The organism is Paenibacillus sp. FSL R10-2734, from assembly GCF_037963865.1.
GTDB lineage: Bacteria > Bacillota > Bacilli > Paenibacillales > Paenibacillaceae > Paenibacillus_AQ.
The window spans coordinates 6,115,621-6,135,849 of record NZ_CP150170.1 but is presented as its reverse complement, the minus strand read 5'-3'; the positions used below and the strand labels follow the sequence as shown (position 1 = coordinate 6,135,849).

Sequence of the window (20,229 nt, the reverse complement as noted above, 5' to 3'; positions counted from 1 at the left end):
ATGTATAAGGTACTTCTAGTAGATGATGAGAATCGGGTGTTGAAAAGCTTGGAGAATGGAGTTGACTGGGAGAAGTCAGGCGTGTGCGTAGCGGGTAAAGCGAATAATGCAGATCAAGCACTACAGCTTGTGCAAGAGATAAAGCCGCATATTGTATTCACAGATATTCGTATGCCGGGGTTGTCCGGCTTAGATTTAATAGAAAAAATACAGGAAATTGATCCGAAAATCCAGTTTGTAATTATTAGCGGGTATGCGGATTTTTCTTATGCGCAGCGATCTATAATGTACCGAGTACTAGGGTATTGCTTAAAGCCATTTGACGAGGATGAGATCGCTGAATTATTGCAGAAGGCCATTGAAATTCTTAATAAGGGCAATACAGCTACTAGCATGTTGCAGGATACCAAAAATAATAGTCTCCAACAAATTTTAAAGTTCGTAGACGATAATTATATGAGTGATATTACGATTCAGGAGCTTGCGAAACGCTATTATTTAAATCCGAACTATCTGAGTCAGCTGTTTAAGCGTGAATTAGGACTAACCTTTACAGAGTATTTAACTGCAGCTCGAATGCGAACGGCACAGGACCTGCTGCACACGACGACATTGTCTATCCGTGAAATTTCTGAAAATATTGGCTTTAAGGATTATTTCTATTTCATACGAAAGTTTAAGAAGGAAACGCAAAAGACTCCTGGCCAATTTCGCAAAGAACATTATCGTCATGGTTAGCATGATGAATGACCTGGGGGTATTCGTATGCGAAGTAGCAAATTGTCACGGGTAGGGTTATTATTCGTAATTTTGATAATAGCGCTGGGAAGCGGTTGTGAACGAGTGAGCGTGGGCAGCACATCTGTTGATAGTGAGAATGAACCCATTGAAATCTCGGTAGCCATGTGGAATTTTGCTGAGTCATATCAAGGTCCTGATCCACTCTTAAAACAGCTAGAGGAGAAGCTGAATATACGAATCAAACCTATCCCTATTACGGATTCGGATTATATACAGCAATATCAAATCTGGGCTTCTTCAGGAAATCTACCTGATATTTTTGCCGTAGATGCTGTAACCTCAGAGTATCTCAAAAATTGGATTGCTCACGGTGTGATTCGTCCACTGCCGCAAGATTTATCAGAATATCCTAATTTGGGCCATTATTTATCATCACCAGACTTTCAATATATGAAGCAGGCGGGTCAGTTCTATTCCATTCCTCGTCAATCCTATGAGAATACAGATTACAATGTTCTAGATCGAATTGTTGCCTACCGTTGGGATTTGGCGCAGCAAGCTGGGATCACGAAGGAACCAGAGACATGGGAAGAATTTAAAACAATGCTTGCCGCTATAGTGAAGATGGATCCTGAGCAATATCAAATCACGGGTCTCACTAGTGTCAGCAATATTTTGATCGGCGGTTTATTCTGGCTATATAGCAATCCAGTCGCGACAAGTGATGGTAGTGGCAGCGATTTTAAATGGATTCTTGAGAATGGGCAGTATATTCCGGCTACATTCTCGAAGAATGCCCTCCCTTCATTGCAGATGATCCGGGACTTCTATGACGCAGGATTGATCGATCCAGATTTAATGGCTACGCGGGGGATGATGGCTTACGATAAATTTGCGAACGGTAAGTCGGCAGCATTATTGATGTCAGGCACTGTCTATTCTCTGGATAAGTATGTTTATCATGATCGTTGGTTGAAGCAATATCCCGAGGATCGTACCTTCTATGACAAGGTGAAGTTATTAAAGCCTCTAAAATCAGTAGACGGGAAGCAATATCATGCAGTCTTCAAAAGCTATTGGTCGGAAAGCTACATCTCTGCAAATGTGGATGATAGGAAGCTGAAGCGTATTCTGCAGTTGTTCGATTTCATGAATACATCTGAGTTCCAAGAAATGAGGCACTACGGACAACTAGATATAGATTATGTGAAGCAGGGTAATGTAATTACTTCACTGCACCCAGGTGTAAATATTCAAGAAAAATATAAACAATTTTCGGCATTCGCTTATCTTCTGGATTGGGACGGGATGTTCAAGATGAGTGCGGATTACTCCGGGATATCACCTGAAGCCTACCAAGCACAACAGGTGTTATTGGATTATTCTCTAAGTCATACTACTGAGCAGAGCTTTAATAGTGCCCTTACCTACATGTCAACGCCAACAAAAGATAAATTTAAAATATTGGATTATGAGGATTTAATTCGTGTAATGGTGAGCAAATCACCAGTAGAACAGGAATGGGTAAAAATTGTTGCTGAATATCAGGCAAAGGGCTTAAATCAAATGATAGATGAAGTGAATACTAAAATGAAATGAGAGGTGTGAACTGAAATGCGTGTACATTCTTCTACAATGACTATTCAAGGATCGGCTCTTTCTGGAGTCAATCCACTTCCAATGTTCCGTAACCGGGAGCATCATCGAATCGTGCCTGACAATGGAACACTGCTGACTGAGCATCGCATCAATTTGGGGTATGAGACAGGGGAAAGAATGTTACCCTATCAGATGCAGGATCGTTATTCAAGAGAACGAAAGGATCTAATCTTGCAAACGGTTACTTTGGAAAATGATATATTGAAGGCAGTATTTCTACCTGAATATGGAGGGCGATTATATTCTTTAGTAGATAAACGAACGAATAAAGAAATTCTCTACCGCAATCCGGTATTCCAGCCTGGAAATTTAGCGATTCTTAACGCTTGGTTCTCAGGAGGGGTGGAGTGGAATGTTGGGCAAGTAGGTCATACCTTTACAACCTGTTCACCCGTTCATGCAGTGAAGCTAGTTGATGATGAAGGAAACGAATTTCTACGAATTTATGAATATGAACGTTGTAAAAATGTATTCTGGCATATTGACTTTCATCTTCCACCACATGCAGAGGAGCTACAGATTTATGTTCGTATTGTGAATGATCAAGCAGAATCCGTTCCGATGTATTGGTGGACGAACATTGCCGTTCAGGAAACAGCGCAAGCGAGAGTATTCTCAACAACGAGTGAAGTGATTTATATCGATCATCATGTAAAAGGCTTTGGTTTAGGAGAACTACCACATCTTCCTACGGTGCCAGATGAGGATGTAACTTACCCATTGAAGTTCCCATTCTCAAATGAGTATTTCTTTCAGACGCGAGAATCGCTTGGTTCTCCATGGGAGGCTGTTGCTTACGAGGACGGGCGTTTATTCTACGAGCGTTCCACGGCACGCCTACGTTATCGTAAAATGTTCTGTTGGGGACATCATCCGGGTGGTAGAAGATGGTGTGATTTTCTAGCAGATCCGGGTGAAGGCGATTACATTGAAATTCAAGGAGGGTTTTTACCTACTCAGATGCATGGGCAGGATATGCCAGCGAACACAGTCTGGGATTTCACACAGATGATGGGCATGACGCATGTGGATACAGCGCAGGTCTATGTCTCTGATTGGTCGGATGCAAATCAATATGTAGCAGGAAGTGTAGACGAATTACTAACGGAAGATAAGGTGTATGAGACACATCGACGCCTGTCAGTGTATGCCGAGAAAATGCCCACTGAAACATTATTTCAGGGTTCAGGTTGGGGTGCATTAGAGAGGTTACGTCGTGAGTACAAGGGTGAACATACAATTCCAGCAGGCTTTGTTTTCGATGATGAAACATTGACTGCTGCACAAGCTCCATGGGTAGAACTGCTTCAGACGGGACAGTTGCCGAAACCGGATGTGCATGATATTCCTGCTTCATGGATGGTGCAGTTGGATTGGAAAGAGCTTGTTCAGGAAAGTCTGAAGGAGCAGTCATCATGGTATGCACTGCTTCATTATGGCGTGATGTTATACGAAGCAGGAGAAGAAGAAGAGGCAGTGACAGCTTGGAAGAAGTCGATAGAGGCAGCACCTTCAGTATGGACTTATCGAAATTTAGCCGTGGCTGCGAAGCAAGCGGGAGATCCATCGCTCGCGCTTCACTATATGGAGGAAGCTTATGCTCTCGCGCATCATTTTCCTGATCGGGCATTTGCTGAGGAGTATCTTGGTCTGCTCGTTGAGAGAAAGGATCATGCTCGCGCTTGGGATGTATTTCAATCCTTGCCAGAAACATTTGCCCAGAGTGATCGGGTGCAGATTATCATTGGTGAAGCAGCACTTATACTCGATAAGGATGATTTTTTGACAAACCTTTTTCAGAAGGAATTTGCAGTCATTCGAGAAGGTGAGGTCACTATTGTCGAGCTGTGGTACAAAGTGCATGCGAAGCAATTAGCTGAACAAAGGGGCGTTCCGTTAACAGACGAGCTGCTGCAGGAGGCACGCGTATTATATCCACCACCAGCTAATATCGATTTCCGTATTATCGGGTCGTAACGTCAAACCAAGCCTGACATCACTCTATGGTGAGTGTCAGGCTTTTTGACATTCCAGCGGGATAAGTGCGATCCCCTAGGCTTAACTTCATTTCTCTGCGTGCAGGCTTCGAAATTTGGAGGGAGTAACACCATAGTTTTTTGGGCGCAAAGCCTTAAACTTAGAAGGAAATATTACACTGATCAAAGTCATCGAGAGCTATCGTCCGAATAAAGGGACTAAGGACGGACAAGGCAGGTAACGAGATCACACTTATGGACATCCTCGGCTCCGAGGCTGATGACGTCAATAAAGACGTAGATCCCAAGATTGAGAAGAGCAAGATGTATCGCAATCTTGACGTTTTTCTATCTATCATGAAAAGCAAGTACAGCAAAAATAAACAAGCCTGAAGCAGAAGCTTATCAGGCTTGTTTATTATAGTTCTCGCTGAAACGACTGTGCCGTTCCTATTTGTCACTAAGTTGTATCCCTTTTTCTTTTACAAACTTCTCCAGAACCCTAAAGTCCTCGGTAATCTTTTTAAAGGGTAAAGCCTCCAATACCTTATCTCGGTAGTCCTTGCGGGCTGCAGCAGACAGACGGGAATCAAGTATGCTGAGTACACCAAGGTCAGTTTCACTGCGGATTAGACGACCGGTTCCTTGTCTTAGCCGAAGCAGCATGTCCGGTACAAAAACCTCTTTCAAAGGATTCTCTGCCAAAGATGCCTTATATTCATAGACAGGATCGGAAGGAACAGGGAAAGGTAGCCGGAAAATGATTAACTGCGACAAATCGGAACCCTCGATATTCACGCCTTCCCAGAATACACCGGTACTAAGCAGGACGCCTTTACTGCGTCGGAATTCAGCGATCACCCCGTCCTGGGACGAGCCTTCTCTTTGAACATGCAACGCCCATGCAAGCTTCTCGGAATTTAACTTCTCATGAATGTACTTCATATCCTCCTTAGCTGAAAAAAGGACCAATGTCCGCCCGCTCGTTAAATTACAGAGCCTCATCATTTCCTTGTATGCCGCTTCAAGATAACTTTCCCGGTTCTGATGGTTATAGTATGGGATGTCCTTGGCAATATACATCATGGTGTGGTGGTCATAATCAAACGGTGAAGTCTGGCGCTCCATATAATCTCCCCTATAACCGAGGGACTCAGTCAGATAAGCGTATTGCTCCTCCAGTGTTTCTCCGCCTTGGCACATGGTTGCTGACGTTAAGATCACAGATGTCTTCCCGTTAAATAAGGAATACCTCAGAAACTGGCTTATGCCTTTAGGACAGATACTAACGGTCGCTTCACGCCGAGTCTTACTTGCCCAGATCAGGTAGCTGTCCTCCACTCCGGCGAGTACATCAAAGAGATCTATAAGTCCGTTCATGGCTTCAAAAATATTATCGATCTCTCGCTCATGCTTGGAAGTTAGGACGGAGAGGCTGAGGCTAAATTCTTTTAAAATCTGCGCCCCCCGTTTTAATGGGACTCCTGTTACCTCCGATACTTTTATACGGTCATTGTCCTGCTTGGCTGTTTGAAGCAAATCCGCCTCTACTTGTTTGAAAATATGGCCAACGCATCTTTTTACAAATTTGAATTGCGGCATAAGGCCCGTATCTGCGGATTGCTTGAAGAGAATCTGTAAGGCGTCATCCAGAATACGGCAGGCTCCCCGGAATGTAAACTCGAGCGTTCTTGCATCTCGAACCTTTGCTTCCAGATTATGGGCTTCATCAATTACGATCAGAGCTGGCCGTTCAGTGATTAATCCTTTCGTTCCTTCTTTTTTCTTGATCAAATCACGGATGAGCAGGTCCTGGTTTACGATAATAAAATCCATGTCGCTGGCGTTAGCGTTAATCTTCGCTCTCATCTCATAAAACGAACATGTACTTTTATAATGGCAGCGTTCAAATTTGCAATCATTCACACAAACGTTGGACCATACTGCATCACTAACCCCACCCTTAATATCTGCTCTCTCATCAATTTCATAATTCACAATGCGCTGGGCAAGCGTAAGCAAAGGAGAGCCTGAATCATCAGGTTGTAGCAAGTCTGTTGCCCTGTACCTGCAAGCATACTGCCCCATGCCTTTTCCGACTACGGAGCGAACCGATGTAAATCCGAGCCGGCTTCCGATGAATCTCAGATCTTTATGTATCTGTTCTGAAAGTTGTATGGAGGATGTTGCAATAATGATCGGTTGCCTTGAGACTTGGTTAATGAGCAGGCTGGGAATGAGGTATGCAAAGGACTTACCGATGCCGACACCAGCTTCAATCATTGCGTTTCTACCATTAACATAAGCATCAGCGATATCCAGAGACATATCCTGCTGACCGATCCGTTCTTTAAGTCCAATCCTGGGAAATCTATCATACATCCGGAAGATAGCATTGACTAAAGAGGGTTCGATGTCCTTTTTTAGTTCCCGTTTCTGTAATTTATATAGATCACTTAACCAGCTAATAACGACCGCCCCTTTTCAAAATCAATGATCTTCCTGCTATAGTTTCCACTTGGTGAGGTTGTAATTATCTTCGATGCTACCGTAACAGTCAAGTGTCAGAACATAATTTATCACCTTAATGAGGGAAGAACGAAGAAAGCAGGAGATCGCCAAGGATATTGGCATCTCGCGCACCCCAAACCATTCCGTTATTGGCGGAATAGCTTGGGGTGTTGCATTTTTATAATGCTTATAAGAAAAAAGCAGGAAAATATACACATCTATTGAATACAAACTACAAAGAGGGAGGATGAAAATGTCATACAGAGAGAATGAATTGCGTTCGTCGTTGACCTTAGCTGTTCCAATCATTTTAAACAGGCATTATCATTCTGTGAATTTTAAAAATATAGAATCCGCCTGGTTCGTAGAGACACATAAGGAATTGTTAGATTCAACATTCAGTTCGATATTAATGAGTATAATAGAAGCAATGTTCTTGGATTCTTTTGATTACGACCAGTACCTAAAGCTGCTAGAAAAAGAGGGATTTGAGCAAGGGGTTTATACTGCAGAAATATTCGGTGATCATTTTGATAGCTTACTTGAAATGAGCAAGGATTTAAACTTAACCACTCAAAATATTATGTTTAAGATCATTGAAGAGATTGTAGATGATTCCACAATTCGATTGATTTTTTATAATCGTTTAATGGAATGCAACTGGATCCGATTTACTGGCTTTGCACAGGGTTATTTGTCTAATAAAAATCAACAGATTGACCATTTACATGAACAAAAAATTGCTGTTATGGGACAAATGGCAGCAGGTATGGCACATGAAATACGGAATCCGCTTGCTTCGATTAAAGGATTTGCTCAGCTTATAAATAATAGGCTGTATGAGCCGGAGATTAAGGCGGACGAATTGCGTGCATATCTGGATATAACCATCAAAGAGATTGATGCACTGAATGGACTAGTAACGGACTTCCTAGTACTGGCTCGAAAAGGAGATGGTACGAAGCATAACGGCGTAGTATTTAACGTTATTGAGGTTATACATAGAGTTAATAACATTGTGAATCAACTCATACTTAGTGATGATATTATTCTTTCAGTGGAGTATTCTCTAGAAAACGTAATGACATTTGGAAGTGCCTCACAACTTGAGCAGGTAATCCTGAATATTTTGAAAAATAGTATTGATTCCTTCACAGCATTTAGAGGCAGAATAGATATCTCGGTAACCACAACTGCTGAGACAAACGAAATTATACTAATCTTTAAAGACAATGGAGAAGGAATTCCACAGGATAAATTAGACCGAATATTTGACCCTTTCTTTACAACCAAGCAAAAAGGGACAGGTATTGGATTATCGATTTGTAAACAATTAATCGAAATGTATGGGGGACATATTAAGGTGGACTCAGAAGTTCGGGTAGGAACTAGTGTAATAGTCACTTTGCCTTGGGTAGTGAAAGTCATATAGGCAATAATTACGAATAACTTAGATGAAGGATGATTAGAGGATGACGAAATATGAATGGAAGAAACAGGACAAGGCACTCTATATACCGGGTCAGAAGCCAGTGCTGATTGATGTGCCGGAAATGCAATATTTTACGATTCAAGGCAAGGGAGACCCGAACGGAGAAGTGTTTAAAGTACATGTAGAGGCGCTTTATGCAATGTCGTATGCGATTCGGATGATGCCGAAGCAGGGAGTTACACCAGAGGGGTATTTTGAATATACGGTGTTTCCGTTAGAGGGGCACTGGGACTTAGATGAAGAGGGAAGAAAGCTAGATTACTTGGATAAAAAACATCTGGTGTATACCTTGATGATCCGCCAGCCGAGCTTCATTACAGAGGAGTTATTCGGGTGGGCATTGGAGCAGGTTCAGCGTAAGAAAAAGCAGATCAATGTGGAAGCCGTACGATTCGAGAAGATTACCGAGGGCCCTTGTGTGCAAGCGATGCATATTGGCAGCTATGATAACGAGCCGGAGACATTTGCATTGATGGAGCAATATTGTGCGGAGCAGCAGCTTCGGAGAGCTGAGAAAACACATAAAGAAATTTATCTGTCGGATGCCCGAAAAACAGTACCAGAAAAGCTGAAGACGGTTTTGCGATTTAGGGTGGAAAGAGATATTTGAACCGATGGTCATTAAAGCAGCCGTAATCTAGCCATTCTGCATGATCGTAGGTGAAGCGTTAATTGCAGGAGCTAAAGCTGATCCGTAGAAGACAGAAAAACAGCGATTCTCTATTATTGGAGAATCGCTGTTTTGTCTTTTCAATCAATTGTAGTCTTGTAAGAATAGATCATGTAATCAAGAAGCCGATTTAGGCGTAAACGCTCTGCGAACCAGCTTCGTCAATTCCATTAGGATAACGGCGCCGAGTGCCAAGCCGCTTGCAATCAGCCAATCTGACATCCCGAACGATGCCGGAATAGAGAAGATTTCTCTGACTCCAGGCAGAACTGCAATGCCGTAAAAGGCAAAGCAGACCAGAACGGCTCCAATAACGTATTTGTTGCTGAAAAAGCCAGCTTCAATAGCTGTTTGACTGTTCGAACGGGCAGCAAAGGTCTGAAGCGTACGAGACAGGATCAGAGTTGTGAATGCCATGGCCACGCCCATATCAGGTGAATCCTGAAGTCCGATATACAGAGATACGATTACAGCAATACCTATAAGTAAACCACGGGTAATAATAGCCTGCATCATTCCTCCGGCAAATATACCTTCCTTGAGTTCCCTTGGATTTCTGCTCATCACATTAGGTTCAGGTTTTTCCATACCGAGAGCGATGGCTGGCAGAGAATCATTCGCCAGATTGATGAATAGAAGCTGAATCGCCGTGAAAGGATTAATCCAGTCAAAGATAAGGGCGAAGAGGATGGCGATAATCGCACCCAGGTTCCCTGAGAACAAATAAGCGATTGCTTTTTTGATATTGTCGAACACCGTTCTACCTACAGATACAGCATTGACGATAGATACAAAATTATCATCGGTCAAAATCATGGCAGCCGCATCTTTAGCAACATCGGTTCCACTGCCCATGGCCACTCCGATATCCGCTTGCTTCAAAGCAGGTGCATCATTTACACCATCACCGGTCATGGCTGTTATTTTGCCTTTCCGCTGCCACGCTCGGACAATTCTGATCTTGTTCTCCGGGGAGACACGGGCGTACACACCGATCTGCTCGAGCTTATTATCAAGGTCTTCATCGGACATAGCATCGAGCTCTTGGCCAGTTACGGCAATTTCATTTTCGGTCATTAGGCCGATATCGCGTCCGATCGCTTGCGCGGTTGTCTTATGGTCACCGGTAATCATGATGGTCCGGATTCCAGCCTTCTTGGATTCTGCGATCGCGCCGTAGACAGCTTCCCGAGGGGGATCAATCATAGCTGTCAAACCTACTAGCACCAGATTTTGTTCATCCTCAAGGCCCACCTCAGTGACCGTATTTGGTACGGTTTTGTAAGCATAGGCAAGTACACGCAGTGCTCTGCTGGAGAACTCCTCATTGGCTTCAATGAAGCGTTCAAGAACTTCTGGGGTCATCGGCACTTCTTTTCCACTTAATAGTACATGCGTACATAGACCAAAGAGTACATCCGGTCCACCTTTAGTAATCATTGCTTTTTGACCGCTAAAAGTGTGCAAGGTCGTCATCAGCTTGCGATCCGAGTCAAAAGGAAGTTCGGCTTCACGAGGGAAATTGTCGCGTATTTCCTTGTAATCTTTATTCATGCTGTTACTGAAGGCAATAAGTGCCACTTCAGTTGGATCGCCTAGCTCTTTACCATCCTCATTAATGTTAGAGTCGTTACAGAGCACGGCAATGTGAAGTAGGCGCCGGGCTTCCTCAGACCAATCTTCGGGTTTTTGATTGAATTGATCATGGTCACCTTCCGGTAAAAAGTAATCTACAACCGTCATTTTATTCTGGGTTAGGGTACCGGTTTTATCCGTACAGATGACACTGGTAGATCCTAGTGCCTCAACAGCTGGTAGCTTGCGAATAATCGCATGTTGCTTAGCCATCTTGTTCGTACCTACGGATAGGACAATCGTTACGATCGAGGAAAGCGCTTCGGGAATAGCAGCAACCGCGACAGCGACTGCAAACATTAGCGCATTCAGGATGGCTTCCGTTGTATCCACTGTATCATTCGACAGCCAAACACGTCCGGCCTGGATAGCAAAGATCAAAACGGAAAGCAGAATAATGGCTATGCCCAGCTGCTTGCTGAATGTTTCGAGCTTACGCTGCAGTGGTGTTTGCTTGGCTTCGGCGCTTTCAATGAGTTCAGCGATTTTGCCGATTTCGGTAGTAAGTGCGGTTCCTGTTACTACAAGGGTTCCACGGCCATATACAACCAAGGATCCGCTAAAAGCCATATTGCGGCGGTCTCCGAGTGGAGATTCCTTTGCGATCGTATCCGTATGCTTCTCAACAGCCTCAGATTCTCCTGTCAACATGCCTTCATTGATCTTCAAGCTTCCCGATTCTATAATACGACCGTCGGCGGGTACAAAATCTCCGGCTTCCAGCAATACGATATCACCGCGAACAAGCTCCCTTGCAGGGACGGTTTTTAAGACTCCATCCCGCAACACTTTGGCCTCGGGTGCCGACATCTGCTGCAAGGCATCGAGTGAACTCTCCGCTTTACGAGTTTGGATGACACTTATAACTGCATTGAGAATCAATACGAGGAAAATGATAAGGGATTCCATCACCTGTCCCATAACAATCTGGACAATGGCCGCTATAAGCAGTACGACCACCATAGGATCCTTGAAATTTTCAAGGAAAAGCTTCCAAATAGGATCTTTTTTCTTTCCTTTTAATTCATTGTAACCATCACGTTCCAGTCGTTTGTCGACTTCCGCCGACGTAAGCCCGTTAGTAGAACTCTGCAGTTCCTTTAAACTGTCTGTTACAGTATTGCGGTAATACTCCACTAATGATAGCTCCTCTCTGCTGTGCTGTGTGTTTGTTTTAGGTCTCATAAGCTTCGATTTGCTGCACAAGTGCACATAACTACGTATTTATGCAAGTATGATAAATCGGTTCGTCAAATCAGTAGACTTCAGGACCCATCCTAAACTTACGATTTAACACGGAGCAAGTTTCAAAATATCGAGCTTAGTATGTGCATATCTGAAAAAAGATCATTCCTTTTCACTGAAAAAACAATAGGAATTTTTTTTATTAATGATGTACTATTCTAATTCAAGACCCAAATTTGAATTGTTGAGGAGTAGTCCCTGATGTGGATTCAATATATCAGGAGATAAAAAACAATTTAAAAAAGGCTTATGGGAGAATACCAGTAAAAGGGCTCCCTAGAATCTCTAGGTTAAATACGCTTACTGAGGATAGAAGGTTTAACATTACTGATTGCAGCGGCAATACTATTATGGTTGGTCATAAGCTAGATAAAGCAGAAAATAGTAACCGAGAGCTTGTTGAAGAATCCACTTCATTCGAAAAACATAGTGAGAATATTTCAGAAGAGCTTCGATTTAAAGCTTTGGTTCTTAAGGCTGGCATTGCTGTTTCTATGGAAAAAATAGATATCGCTAAGGAAATACTATCTCAGGTTCGACAAATATCACTTGATGATAAAAGCCGATTAGAACTGACAAATGAATTCAAACGGGCTTCAGATATAGAAAAATCTCTCCTCTAAAATAATCTATCTAATTCACAGAAGATCGCAAGGACATGTCCCTGCATGATCCAATTGGGACATGTGTCGCGAATTGAGAAGCGGCGCTTATGAAACTGTATCGGCGCCCGATAGGGGATTCATTGATTACGCGTATTTTTTCCTATGATTATTGGGGGTAACACCTTTAGTATTAGTATAGTTGTGGATTGTATCGGAGATGTAAAATAGTGTAAGTACTTATGAAAGCGGTTTCAATGGAGGTGGATCTGTGAGGTAAAAGATAATGGCTGTGTCTAAGCTACCAGAAGGATATCTCATTTAAAAGGGCTGGTTCTCGAGGTTTTAGGTATTAATCATTTTAAAAATCACTGAAGGAGGAATGCAACAAATGAGTAGAATGCTTAAACAAGTCATCTCGATCTTACTCGCAGCCGCTTTGCTTATTCCATCAGGTTGGTTGGCCCCGGTTACAGAAGCTACTGCACAGGATTCCATAGTACCATCAGACATGGTAACGGTATATCACGAGACTTTTGCGAGTGGCAAAGGTGTTGCAGGTCAATCAGGTGGTGCAAATCTCGTGCCTGTCACAGGTAAAGCTTTTGCCGGTAATGACGACGGCGCGGCGTTATATGTAAGCAACAGAGCCAATGACTGGGATGCGGCTGATTTCAATTTCAGCGAGATAGGTCTAGAAAACGGTAAAACCTATACGGTAACCGCATCCATTTATGTTGACGCTGATGTGACTATACCTAGTGGTGCAAAAGCTAATATAAAAACCATAAACAGTTATGGGGATGTGGTAAGTGGGAATTATGAAGCAGGCAAAGCGATTACCTTGACTAATATATTCACCGTGGATACTAGCAAAGATACGAAATTACGTGTTCAATCGAACGAGGCCGGGAAAACGGTTCCGTTCTATATCGGTGATGTGCTGATCACAGAAAGGGTGACTGCAGAACCGACACCAATGCCAACACCAGAACCTCCAAGAGATCCAGCGTTACCTTTTAACACGGTTACTTTTGAGGATCAAACGGGAGGCGGATTTGAAGGCAGAGCAGGTACTGAAACGCTGACCGTTTCCAATGAGGCGAATCATACGGATGACGGTTCATACGCTTTGAAGGTAGAGGGCAGAGCGGATACATGGCACGGTCCTTCATTACGTGTGGAGAAAAATGTTGATAAGGGACAAGAATATAAAATTTCACTCTGGGTTAAGTTGATCGAGCCTAAAAGCTCGCAACTTAAGCTTTCCACACAAGTTGGTAATACGAGTGCTAGCTATAATACACTTGCCTCGAAGACCATCAGCAATAATGACGGCTGGGTTCAGTTACAAGGCACCTATCGTTATAGCTCAGTAAGTGAAGAATATTTAACCATCTATGTAGAAAGCTCTGACGCAGTAGCCTCTTTTTATATCGACGATATCCGTTTTGAAAACACAGGTTCAGGTACGATTGACATTGAAAAAGATTTAGCTCCGATCAAGGATACTTATAAAAATGATTTTCTGATTGGAAACGCAATTTCGGGCGGAGATCTCGATGGTCTTAGATTGGATCTTCTCAAGATGCATCATAATATCGTTACAGCAGAAAACGCAATGAAGCCGGATCAGGCTTACTCTTCACCCGGCGTATTTGATTTTACCGCACAAGATAAGCTTGTTGATAAAATTTTGGCTGAAGGACTTAAGCTGCATGGACACGTACTGGCATGGCATGCGCAGACCCCAGATTGGCTGAATACAACAACAGATGTGGATAATAACAAGATTCCATTAAGCCGGGAGGAAGCGCTCAATAATTTGAGGGCCCATATCAAAACTGTTATGGAGCATTTTGGCGACAAAGTAATTTCCTGGGATGTTGTCAACGAAGCGATGAACGATAACCCTTCCAACCCAACAGATTGGAAAGCCGCGCTGCGTACAGCCCCTTGGAAAAGCGCCATCGGAACAGACTACGTAGAGCAGGCGTTCCTGGCAGCAAGAGAAGTATTGGACACGCATCCTGAATGGAACATAAAGTTATATTACAATGATTACAATGATGATAATCAGAATAAAGCACAGGCTATTTATAGTATGGTCAAAGAAATCAATGATAAGTACGCGCTGGAACACCCCGGAAAACTGCTTGTCGATGGTATTGGTATGCAAGCGCATTACAATATAAACACGAACCCGGAAAATGTCAAACTGTCATTGGAGAAGTTTATTTCTTTAGGTGTAGAAGTAGGCATCACAGAGCTTGACATTATGGCTGGAAGTAACTCTGTGATTACTGAGCAACAAGCGATCGCACAGGGGTACCTGTATGCAGAGCTGTTTAAAATTTACAAGGATCATGCAAAAAATATTTCGCGCGTGACCTTCTGGGGTCTGAATGATGGCACAAGCTGGAGATCTGAAAATAGTCCATTACCGTTTGATGGTAACTTGCAGGCTAAGCTAGCTTATTATGGTGTAATCGACCCAGATATATTTATAGCAGAGCATACACCAGAAAGCGTAAATGCTAATCAGTCAATCGCTAAATATGCAACACCTGTAGTTGACGGGACTGTTGATGCCGTTTGGAACGATGCGGCCCCAATGCCGATTAATCGCTATCAGATGGCATGGCAGGGCGCAAACGGTGTAGCAAAAGCACTTTGGGATGATGAAAATCTTTATATTTTTGTCCAGGTCAACGATACGCAGCTTAACAAAAGCAATATCAATGAATATGAACAAGATTCTGTTGAAATCTTCTTGGATCAAAACAATGCAAAAACAAGCTTCTATCAAAGTGATGATGGGCAGTACAGAGTCAATTTTGACAACGAGACCTCATTCAATCCGACAAGTATTGCAGCTGGCTTCGAATCGGCCACTCACATTTCCGGAACAAACTATACGGTTGAAGTGAAGATACCGCTTCAAGGGATAACTCCGGATAATGAGACAAAGCTTGGTTTCGATGTACAGATCAATGATGCTAAAGACGGTTCGCGTCAAAGTGTTGCGGCTTGGAATGATACGACAGGCAATGGATATATGGACACATCCGTGTACGGTGTGCTTACCCTCAAGGGTAAATCTACCGGTTCGGAACCAACACCGACGCCAACACCGGATCCATCAGCAACTCCGACACCTGTTCCACCAGCGACACCAGCGCCAACCAATGAACCAACTGGTAGCAGCAATACTGGTAGTGCAGTAACAACTCCACAGCCTGTAGCCATTGCAAACAAAGATGGTGTTGTTACGATTACAATGGAGGTGAAATCCGATAACGGGCGTGCCATAGGCACGATATCCAGTGACAATTTGAAAAAAGCGCTTGAACAGGCTAGCGCAGCGGCAAACGGCAAGAAACAAATTATAATCGAAGTGCCGAAGCAAACGGATGCGAAAGTGTATGATATACAATTGCCTGCCCAAAGCTTGATGGGGAAAGAAAACTTCGAGCTGTTGCTGAAGACGGAAAATGCTACCATTCAAATTCCAAGCAATATGCTGTCCAATGTAACAGACAATGCTGAACAAGTAACCATACGCGTAAGTAAAGTTTCTGCGGACAGCCTGAATGCAGGGACCCGCAATTTGATCGGTAGCCATCCAGTTATTGATCTAAGCGTAGTATCAGGCGATAAAGTCATCCCGTGGAATAACCCTAACGCGCCTGTAACGGTATCCATTCCTTATACCCCGACAGCGGAGGAGCTTAGCAATCCAGATCTTATCGTCGTTTGGTACATCGATGGCAAAGGCAACGTAATACCGGTTCCGAACGGTCGATATGATGCTACAACCCAAAGCGTTGTATTCCAAACGACCCACTTTAGCATCTATGCGGTAACCTCTGTAATGAAATCCTTCGGAGATCTGCAGAACATGCCTTGGGCAAAACAAGCCATAGATGTTATGGCAGCTCGCGGAATTATTAATGGAACGTCCGTGAATAGCTTCTCACCTGCCGATTCTATCAAGCGAGCAGATTTCATTGCTCTCCTCGTAAGAGAGCTTGAATTGAAGGGAACGGGCAAAAGTGCAACATTGTTCAGCGATGTCCAAAAGACGGACTATTATCATGAGGAACTGGTCATCGCGAAGGAATTGGGGATTGCTACAGGTTTTGAGGATGATACGTTCAGACCAAATAGTAATATCTCTCGTCAAGATATGATGGTGCTTACAGCACGCGCGCTTGCTGCATCCGGTAAGCAAGTTAAGGCGAGCGGAGTTTTAAATGCTTATCTGGATGAAGCAAGCATCTCCAGCTACGCGAAAGACAGTGCATTATTGTTGATCAAAGCTGGGGTCGTGAACGGTAAGAACGATAGAATTGCGCCTAATGATACGCTTACCCGTGCTGAAGCAGCAGTTATCTTGTATCGCATATGGAAGCTGTAGGCTAGCAGCTTAAAGAGCGGATGTCTTTATGGGCAGTAGCAAGAAATATCCAAAAACCCGTAAACGACAGAAGAACAGCGAATCTCCCTTCCTTGGAGATTTGCTGTTCTTGTTTTTGTATAGGAAATTATTCAATGTGAAAAAATCACTTTCAAGGATTCATGGAAATGCATGGTCATCAACTGCCCAAGGGGTTCCACAGCAGCATTACGGAAACGTGAATAAAGCGATACGCTGTGGTGTACGGGATATGGGCTATGCCAGAAATGGGTGCAAGAATGCACGAAAGGAGTACCTGAGCCCGTGTTTATTGGCATCTTAATAGGAGTTGCTTTCTGTTTTTCTGCTTCAGGGTTAAACCTGTAAGATTATAGGGAAACATTCCCTATAATTCTACATGAAAAGGTCATGTCGATAGATTATAGGGAAATCATCCCTATAATTCAGCTGAAATCGGTGAATTCTATTGAAATTGGCCAATATATAGGGAGAAATTCCGTATAATCTGCTCATATAACAGCTGTGAGCAAATTTATATGGAGGATTTCCCTATAACGCGTTCCACCTAAACAAAATGCTCTTCTACACGGGAGTTTTCACTCGCCAATCCACCGAAAATTTGTGGAAAGTACAACAAAGTGTGCTTCGTAAGCTACAAATTTAAACTAACAGAAGCCCATTCACCCGACAGGGTAATGTTGTTCATCGATCAATATAGAGGAGATTTCTCTGAAACAGGCAGAACCACAATACCGTAAAAAGTAAAGCAGACCCTGCAGGTAGTTCGCAGGGTCACGCTCTTCAAAATTTTGGGAGGACAGTCTAAAAGTTGTCCTTTTTTATATCTTACCTGCTCCCTCGGCATGAAGCTTGGCGATCAGCTTATCGCCCTCAACATCAAGGTTCGGAAGCAGACGGTCTAGCCATTTCGGAAGCCACCAGGCCTTGTCGCCGAAGACAGCCATTACCGCCGGAACGAGTGTCATGCGGATGATGAAGGCATCAATTAGGATACCGAAGGCTAGCGCGAAGCCGATCTGTTTGATCATCGCATCAGGTGCGAAGATGAAGCCAGCGAAGACGGAAACCATGATCACGCCAGCGGCAAGTACGACGCGGCTGGAAAGATCATAACCGTGAACGACACTGTCGTTGCCATGACGTCCGTGGACGTATGCCTCACGCATGGAGCTGACCAGGAATACCTGATAATCCATCGCCAGTCCGTACAGAATGCCGGTGACTAGAATTGGCATAAAGCTGAGCAGTGGGCCTCCTGTGTCAAAACCAAACAGGGAGTGCATCCATCCCCACTGGTAGACTGCTGTGGTCAGGCCGAAAGTGGCGAGGACACTAAGAATAAAGCCTACCGTCGCCTTGATCGGAACGATGATCGAGCGGAAAACGAGCAGCAGTATAATTAGGGATAGAATGACGATGATACCGATATATACAGGAAATGCGTCGGATAGCTTGGAAGACATATCGATGTTAATTGCAGTAAAGCCAGTCACGCCAAGCGTCACATCATTCCCTGATGCGAGGCCGGAAGCGGGATCGCGCAGATCCTGCACTAGATCTCTCGTCGCTGTATCTGTAGGGCCGGTTTTGGGGATCAGACTGATAATGGCAATATCTCCGGTCGCGTTGACGCCCATCGGGGACACCAACGTGACGTTATCATGCATTTGCAGTTCTTGAACTAGCTTACCAAGCGTCTCCATTGAAATCTTATCGGCTGGGTTGTTCGGTTGGGCCACTAGCAGCAACGGTCCGTTGAAGCCTTCACCGAAGCCCTTGGAGATGATGTCATAGCTCTGGCGTGCTGGAGTGTCCAGATTCGCCGAGGCACCGGACGGAATGCCCAGCTCCATTTTAGTTACCGGAATTGCTGCTGTGCCAAGAACCAGGACTACCAGAACAATGATGGCCCAGCGATATTTCACCGTAGCATTCGCCCAGCGGTGTGAGAACCCGTGACGGGCTTTATTCGCGGAAGCAACGTGCTTCGAGCGAGCCTTGGCGGTACAGATCCGTTCACCAACTAGACCTAGCAGTGCAGGCAGAAGAGTAAGTGCCAGAAGAACGGTGATCAGAACACTGACAGCGGCAACCAGAGCCATAGTGGACAAGAAGCCGATGCCGATGACTAGCATACCGCACAGGGCGATGATGACAGTTAGTCCAGCAAAGAATACAGCACTGCCGGCGGTGCCGATGGCCCGGCTTGCTGCCTCACGGGCACTTAATTTCTCATCGAGAATCAACCGGCGTTGTCGGTTCACGATAAACAAGGAGTAGTCGATGCCGACTGCCAGACCGATCATAACGGCGAGAATCGGTGTAATGTCGTTCATGTGTACAATGTTCGAAAGCGCGAAAGCACCACCGACGCTGATTGCGACGCCAAGGAGCGCGGTGATCAGCGGCAGTCCGGCTGCAACAATCGAACCGAGCGTAATAAACAGCACAACTGCGGCAACGGCTACGCCGATCGCTTCTGTCGATCCGATGGACGGTGTGCTTTTGAGGGAATCGCTTGGAATAGCTGTAATACCGGAACCTGCCTGCTCAACCTCAGTCACGGCCTTAATAACATTATCCGGTACAGAAGAGGGGAGAGATGTCTGCTGAACAGTGAACTGGAACTGGAACAGGGCGATGCTACCGTCGGCGGACAGCATAACGCCGGGAACCGGAGCCCCGTCAGCAATTAGTGGCCCGTAAGGTGCTGCTTGAGCTGCAGCAGCAGCTTGACCCGCTGCGTCTGTCTGACCCGCCGCGGCGGATGGGTCCGCAGTGGCAGTCTGACCCGCTGCAGCCGCTGAGGCATCTGCTCCTGCAGCTTGCCCAGCAGCCGCGGCAGCTTGCCCAGCAGCCGCGGCAGCTTGCCCAGCAGCCGCGGCAGCTTGGGCGGCCAACTCAACAGGATTGATGATATAGTCCATGCTGTAGACATCATTGATTGCCTTTAGAATCAGCGATGTCCGCTCTGGCGTGTCCAGCCGTTCTCCGTCTGGTGCGGTGAAGGCAACGCTTGCCTGTCCGCCAGCAGCCGCTGGAAGCTCCTTGGCTAGCATATCTAGTACTTTTTGCGATTCAGTGCCTTCAATTTTCATTTCCGAGCTGGACTGGATGCCATTTACACCAAGTAGGGCGCCTATAACACCGAGAATCAGAATCCAGACCGTAAGGAAATACCAAGGCTTGGAATAAGCGGATTTACCCAATCGATAAAGAAATGTTGACATGTGATGGTTTCTCCTTTGTATCTCTAA

Annotated in this window: 10 protein-coding genes and 1 pseudogene; 8 read left to right on the top strand and 3 right to left on the bottom strand. The window is 44.5% G+C overall.

Going from position 1 to position 20,229, the window contains the following annotated elements; translation table 11 throughout:
* From NSS67_RS26485 to NSS67_RS26470, 4 genes and pseudogenes are all read left to right on the top strand, one after another.
* The gene (locus NSS67_RS26485; protein ID WP_339316719.1) at positions 1-738 is read left to right on the top strand and encodes a response regulator; all 738 of its coding nucleotides are present in this window, start codon (positions 1-3) and stop codon (positions 736-738) included.
* Positions 739-765: 27 nt separating this feature from the next.
* Entirely contained in the window at positions 766-2,340 is a 1,575-nt protein-coding gene (locus NSS67_RS26480) for an extracellular solute-binding protein (protein ID WP_339316718.1), read from the top strand.
* 15 nt (positions 2,341-2,355) lie between these two features.
* On the top strand, positions 2,356-4,377 hold the full coding sequence (locus tag NSS67_RS26475) for a DUF5107 domain-containing protein (RefSeq protein WP_339316717.1): 2,022 nt from the start codon (positions 2,356-2,358) through the stop codon (positions 4,375-4,377).
* 218 nt (positions 4,378-4,595) lie between these two features.
* A pseudogene (locus NSS67_RS26470) lies at positions 4,596-4,721 on the top strand (RNA polymerase subunit sigma-70); the annotation flags it as partial.
* A 105-nt stretch (positions 4,722-4,826) separates the two neighbouring features.
* On the opposite strand, the gene NSS67_RS26465 reads toward NSS67_RS26470, so the two are convergent.
* Positions 4,827-6,758: an ATP-dependent DNA helicase gene (locus NSS67_RS26465; RefSeq protein WP_339316716.1), complete on the bottom strand. Its 1,932-nt coding sequence runs from the start codon at positions 6,756-6,758 to the stop codon at positions 4,827-4,829.
* Between the two features lie 382 nt (positions 6,759-7,140).
* Here NSS67_RS26465 and NSS67_RS26460 point away from each other — a divergent pair, with 382 nt between their 5' ends.
* Together NSS67_RS26460 and NSS67_RS26455 are read left to right on the top strand one after the other, a co-directional pair.
* Complete coding sequence (locus NSS67_RS26460; protein WP_339316715.1) at positions 7,141-8,319, top strand: ATP-binding protein; 1,179 nt, start codon at positions 7,141-7,143, stop codon at positions 8,317-8,319.
* 40 nt (positions 8,320-8,359) lie between these two features.
* A complete protein-coding gene (locus tag NSS67_RS26455; RefSeq protein WP_339316713.1) occupies positions 8,360-8,989 on the top strand; it encodes a GyrI-like domain-containing protein in 630 nt (209 codons plus the stop codon).
* A gap of 177 nt (positions 8,990-9,166) precedes the next feature.
* On the opposite strand, the gene NSS67_RS26450 is transcribed toward NSS67_RS26455, so the two are convergent.
* Complete coding sequence (locus tag NSS67_RS26450) at positions 9,167-11,821, bottom strand: cation-translocating P-type ATPase (RefSeq protein ID WP_339320711.1); 2,655 nt, start codon at positions 11,819-11,821, stop codon at positions 9,167-9,169.
* A gap of 311 nt (positions 11,822-12,132) precedes the next feature.
* On the opposite strand from NSS67_RS26450, the gene NSS67_RS26445 reads away from it, so the two are divergent.
* Positions 12,133-12,552, top strand: coding sequence for a hypothetical protein (locus NSS67_RS26445; protein ID WP_339316712.1), 420 nt, complete (start codon positions 12,133-12,135; stop codon positions 12,550-12,552).
* Positions 12,553-12,922: 370 nt separating this feature from the next.
* Complete coding sequence (locus NSS67_RS26440) at positions 12,923-16,951, top strand: endo-1,4-beta-xylanase (RefSeq protein WP_339316711.1); 4,029 nt, start codon at positions 12,923-12,925, stop codon at positions 16,949-16,951.
* Positions 16,952-17,790: 839 nt separating this feature from the next.
* Here the strand turns inward: NSS67_RS26440 and NSS67_RS26435 are convergent.
* Positions 17,791-20,202, bottom strand: a complete 2,412-nt coding sequence (locus tag NSS67_RS26435) for an MMPL family transporter (RefSeq protein WP_339316710.1) — start codon at positions 20,200-20,202, stop codon at positions 17,791-17,793.
* Positions 20,203-20,229: the final 27 nt, after the last annotated feature.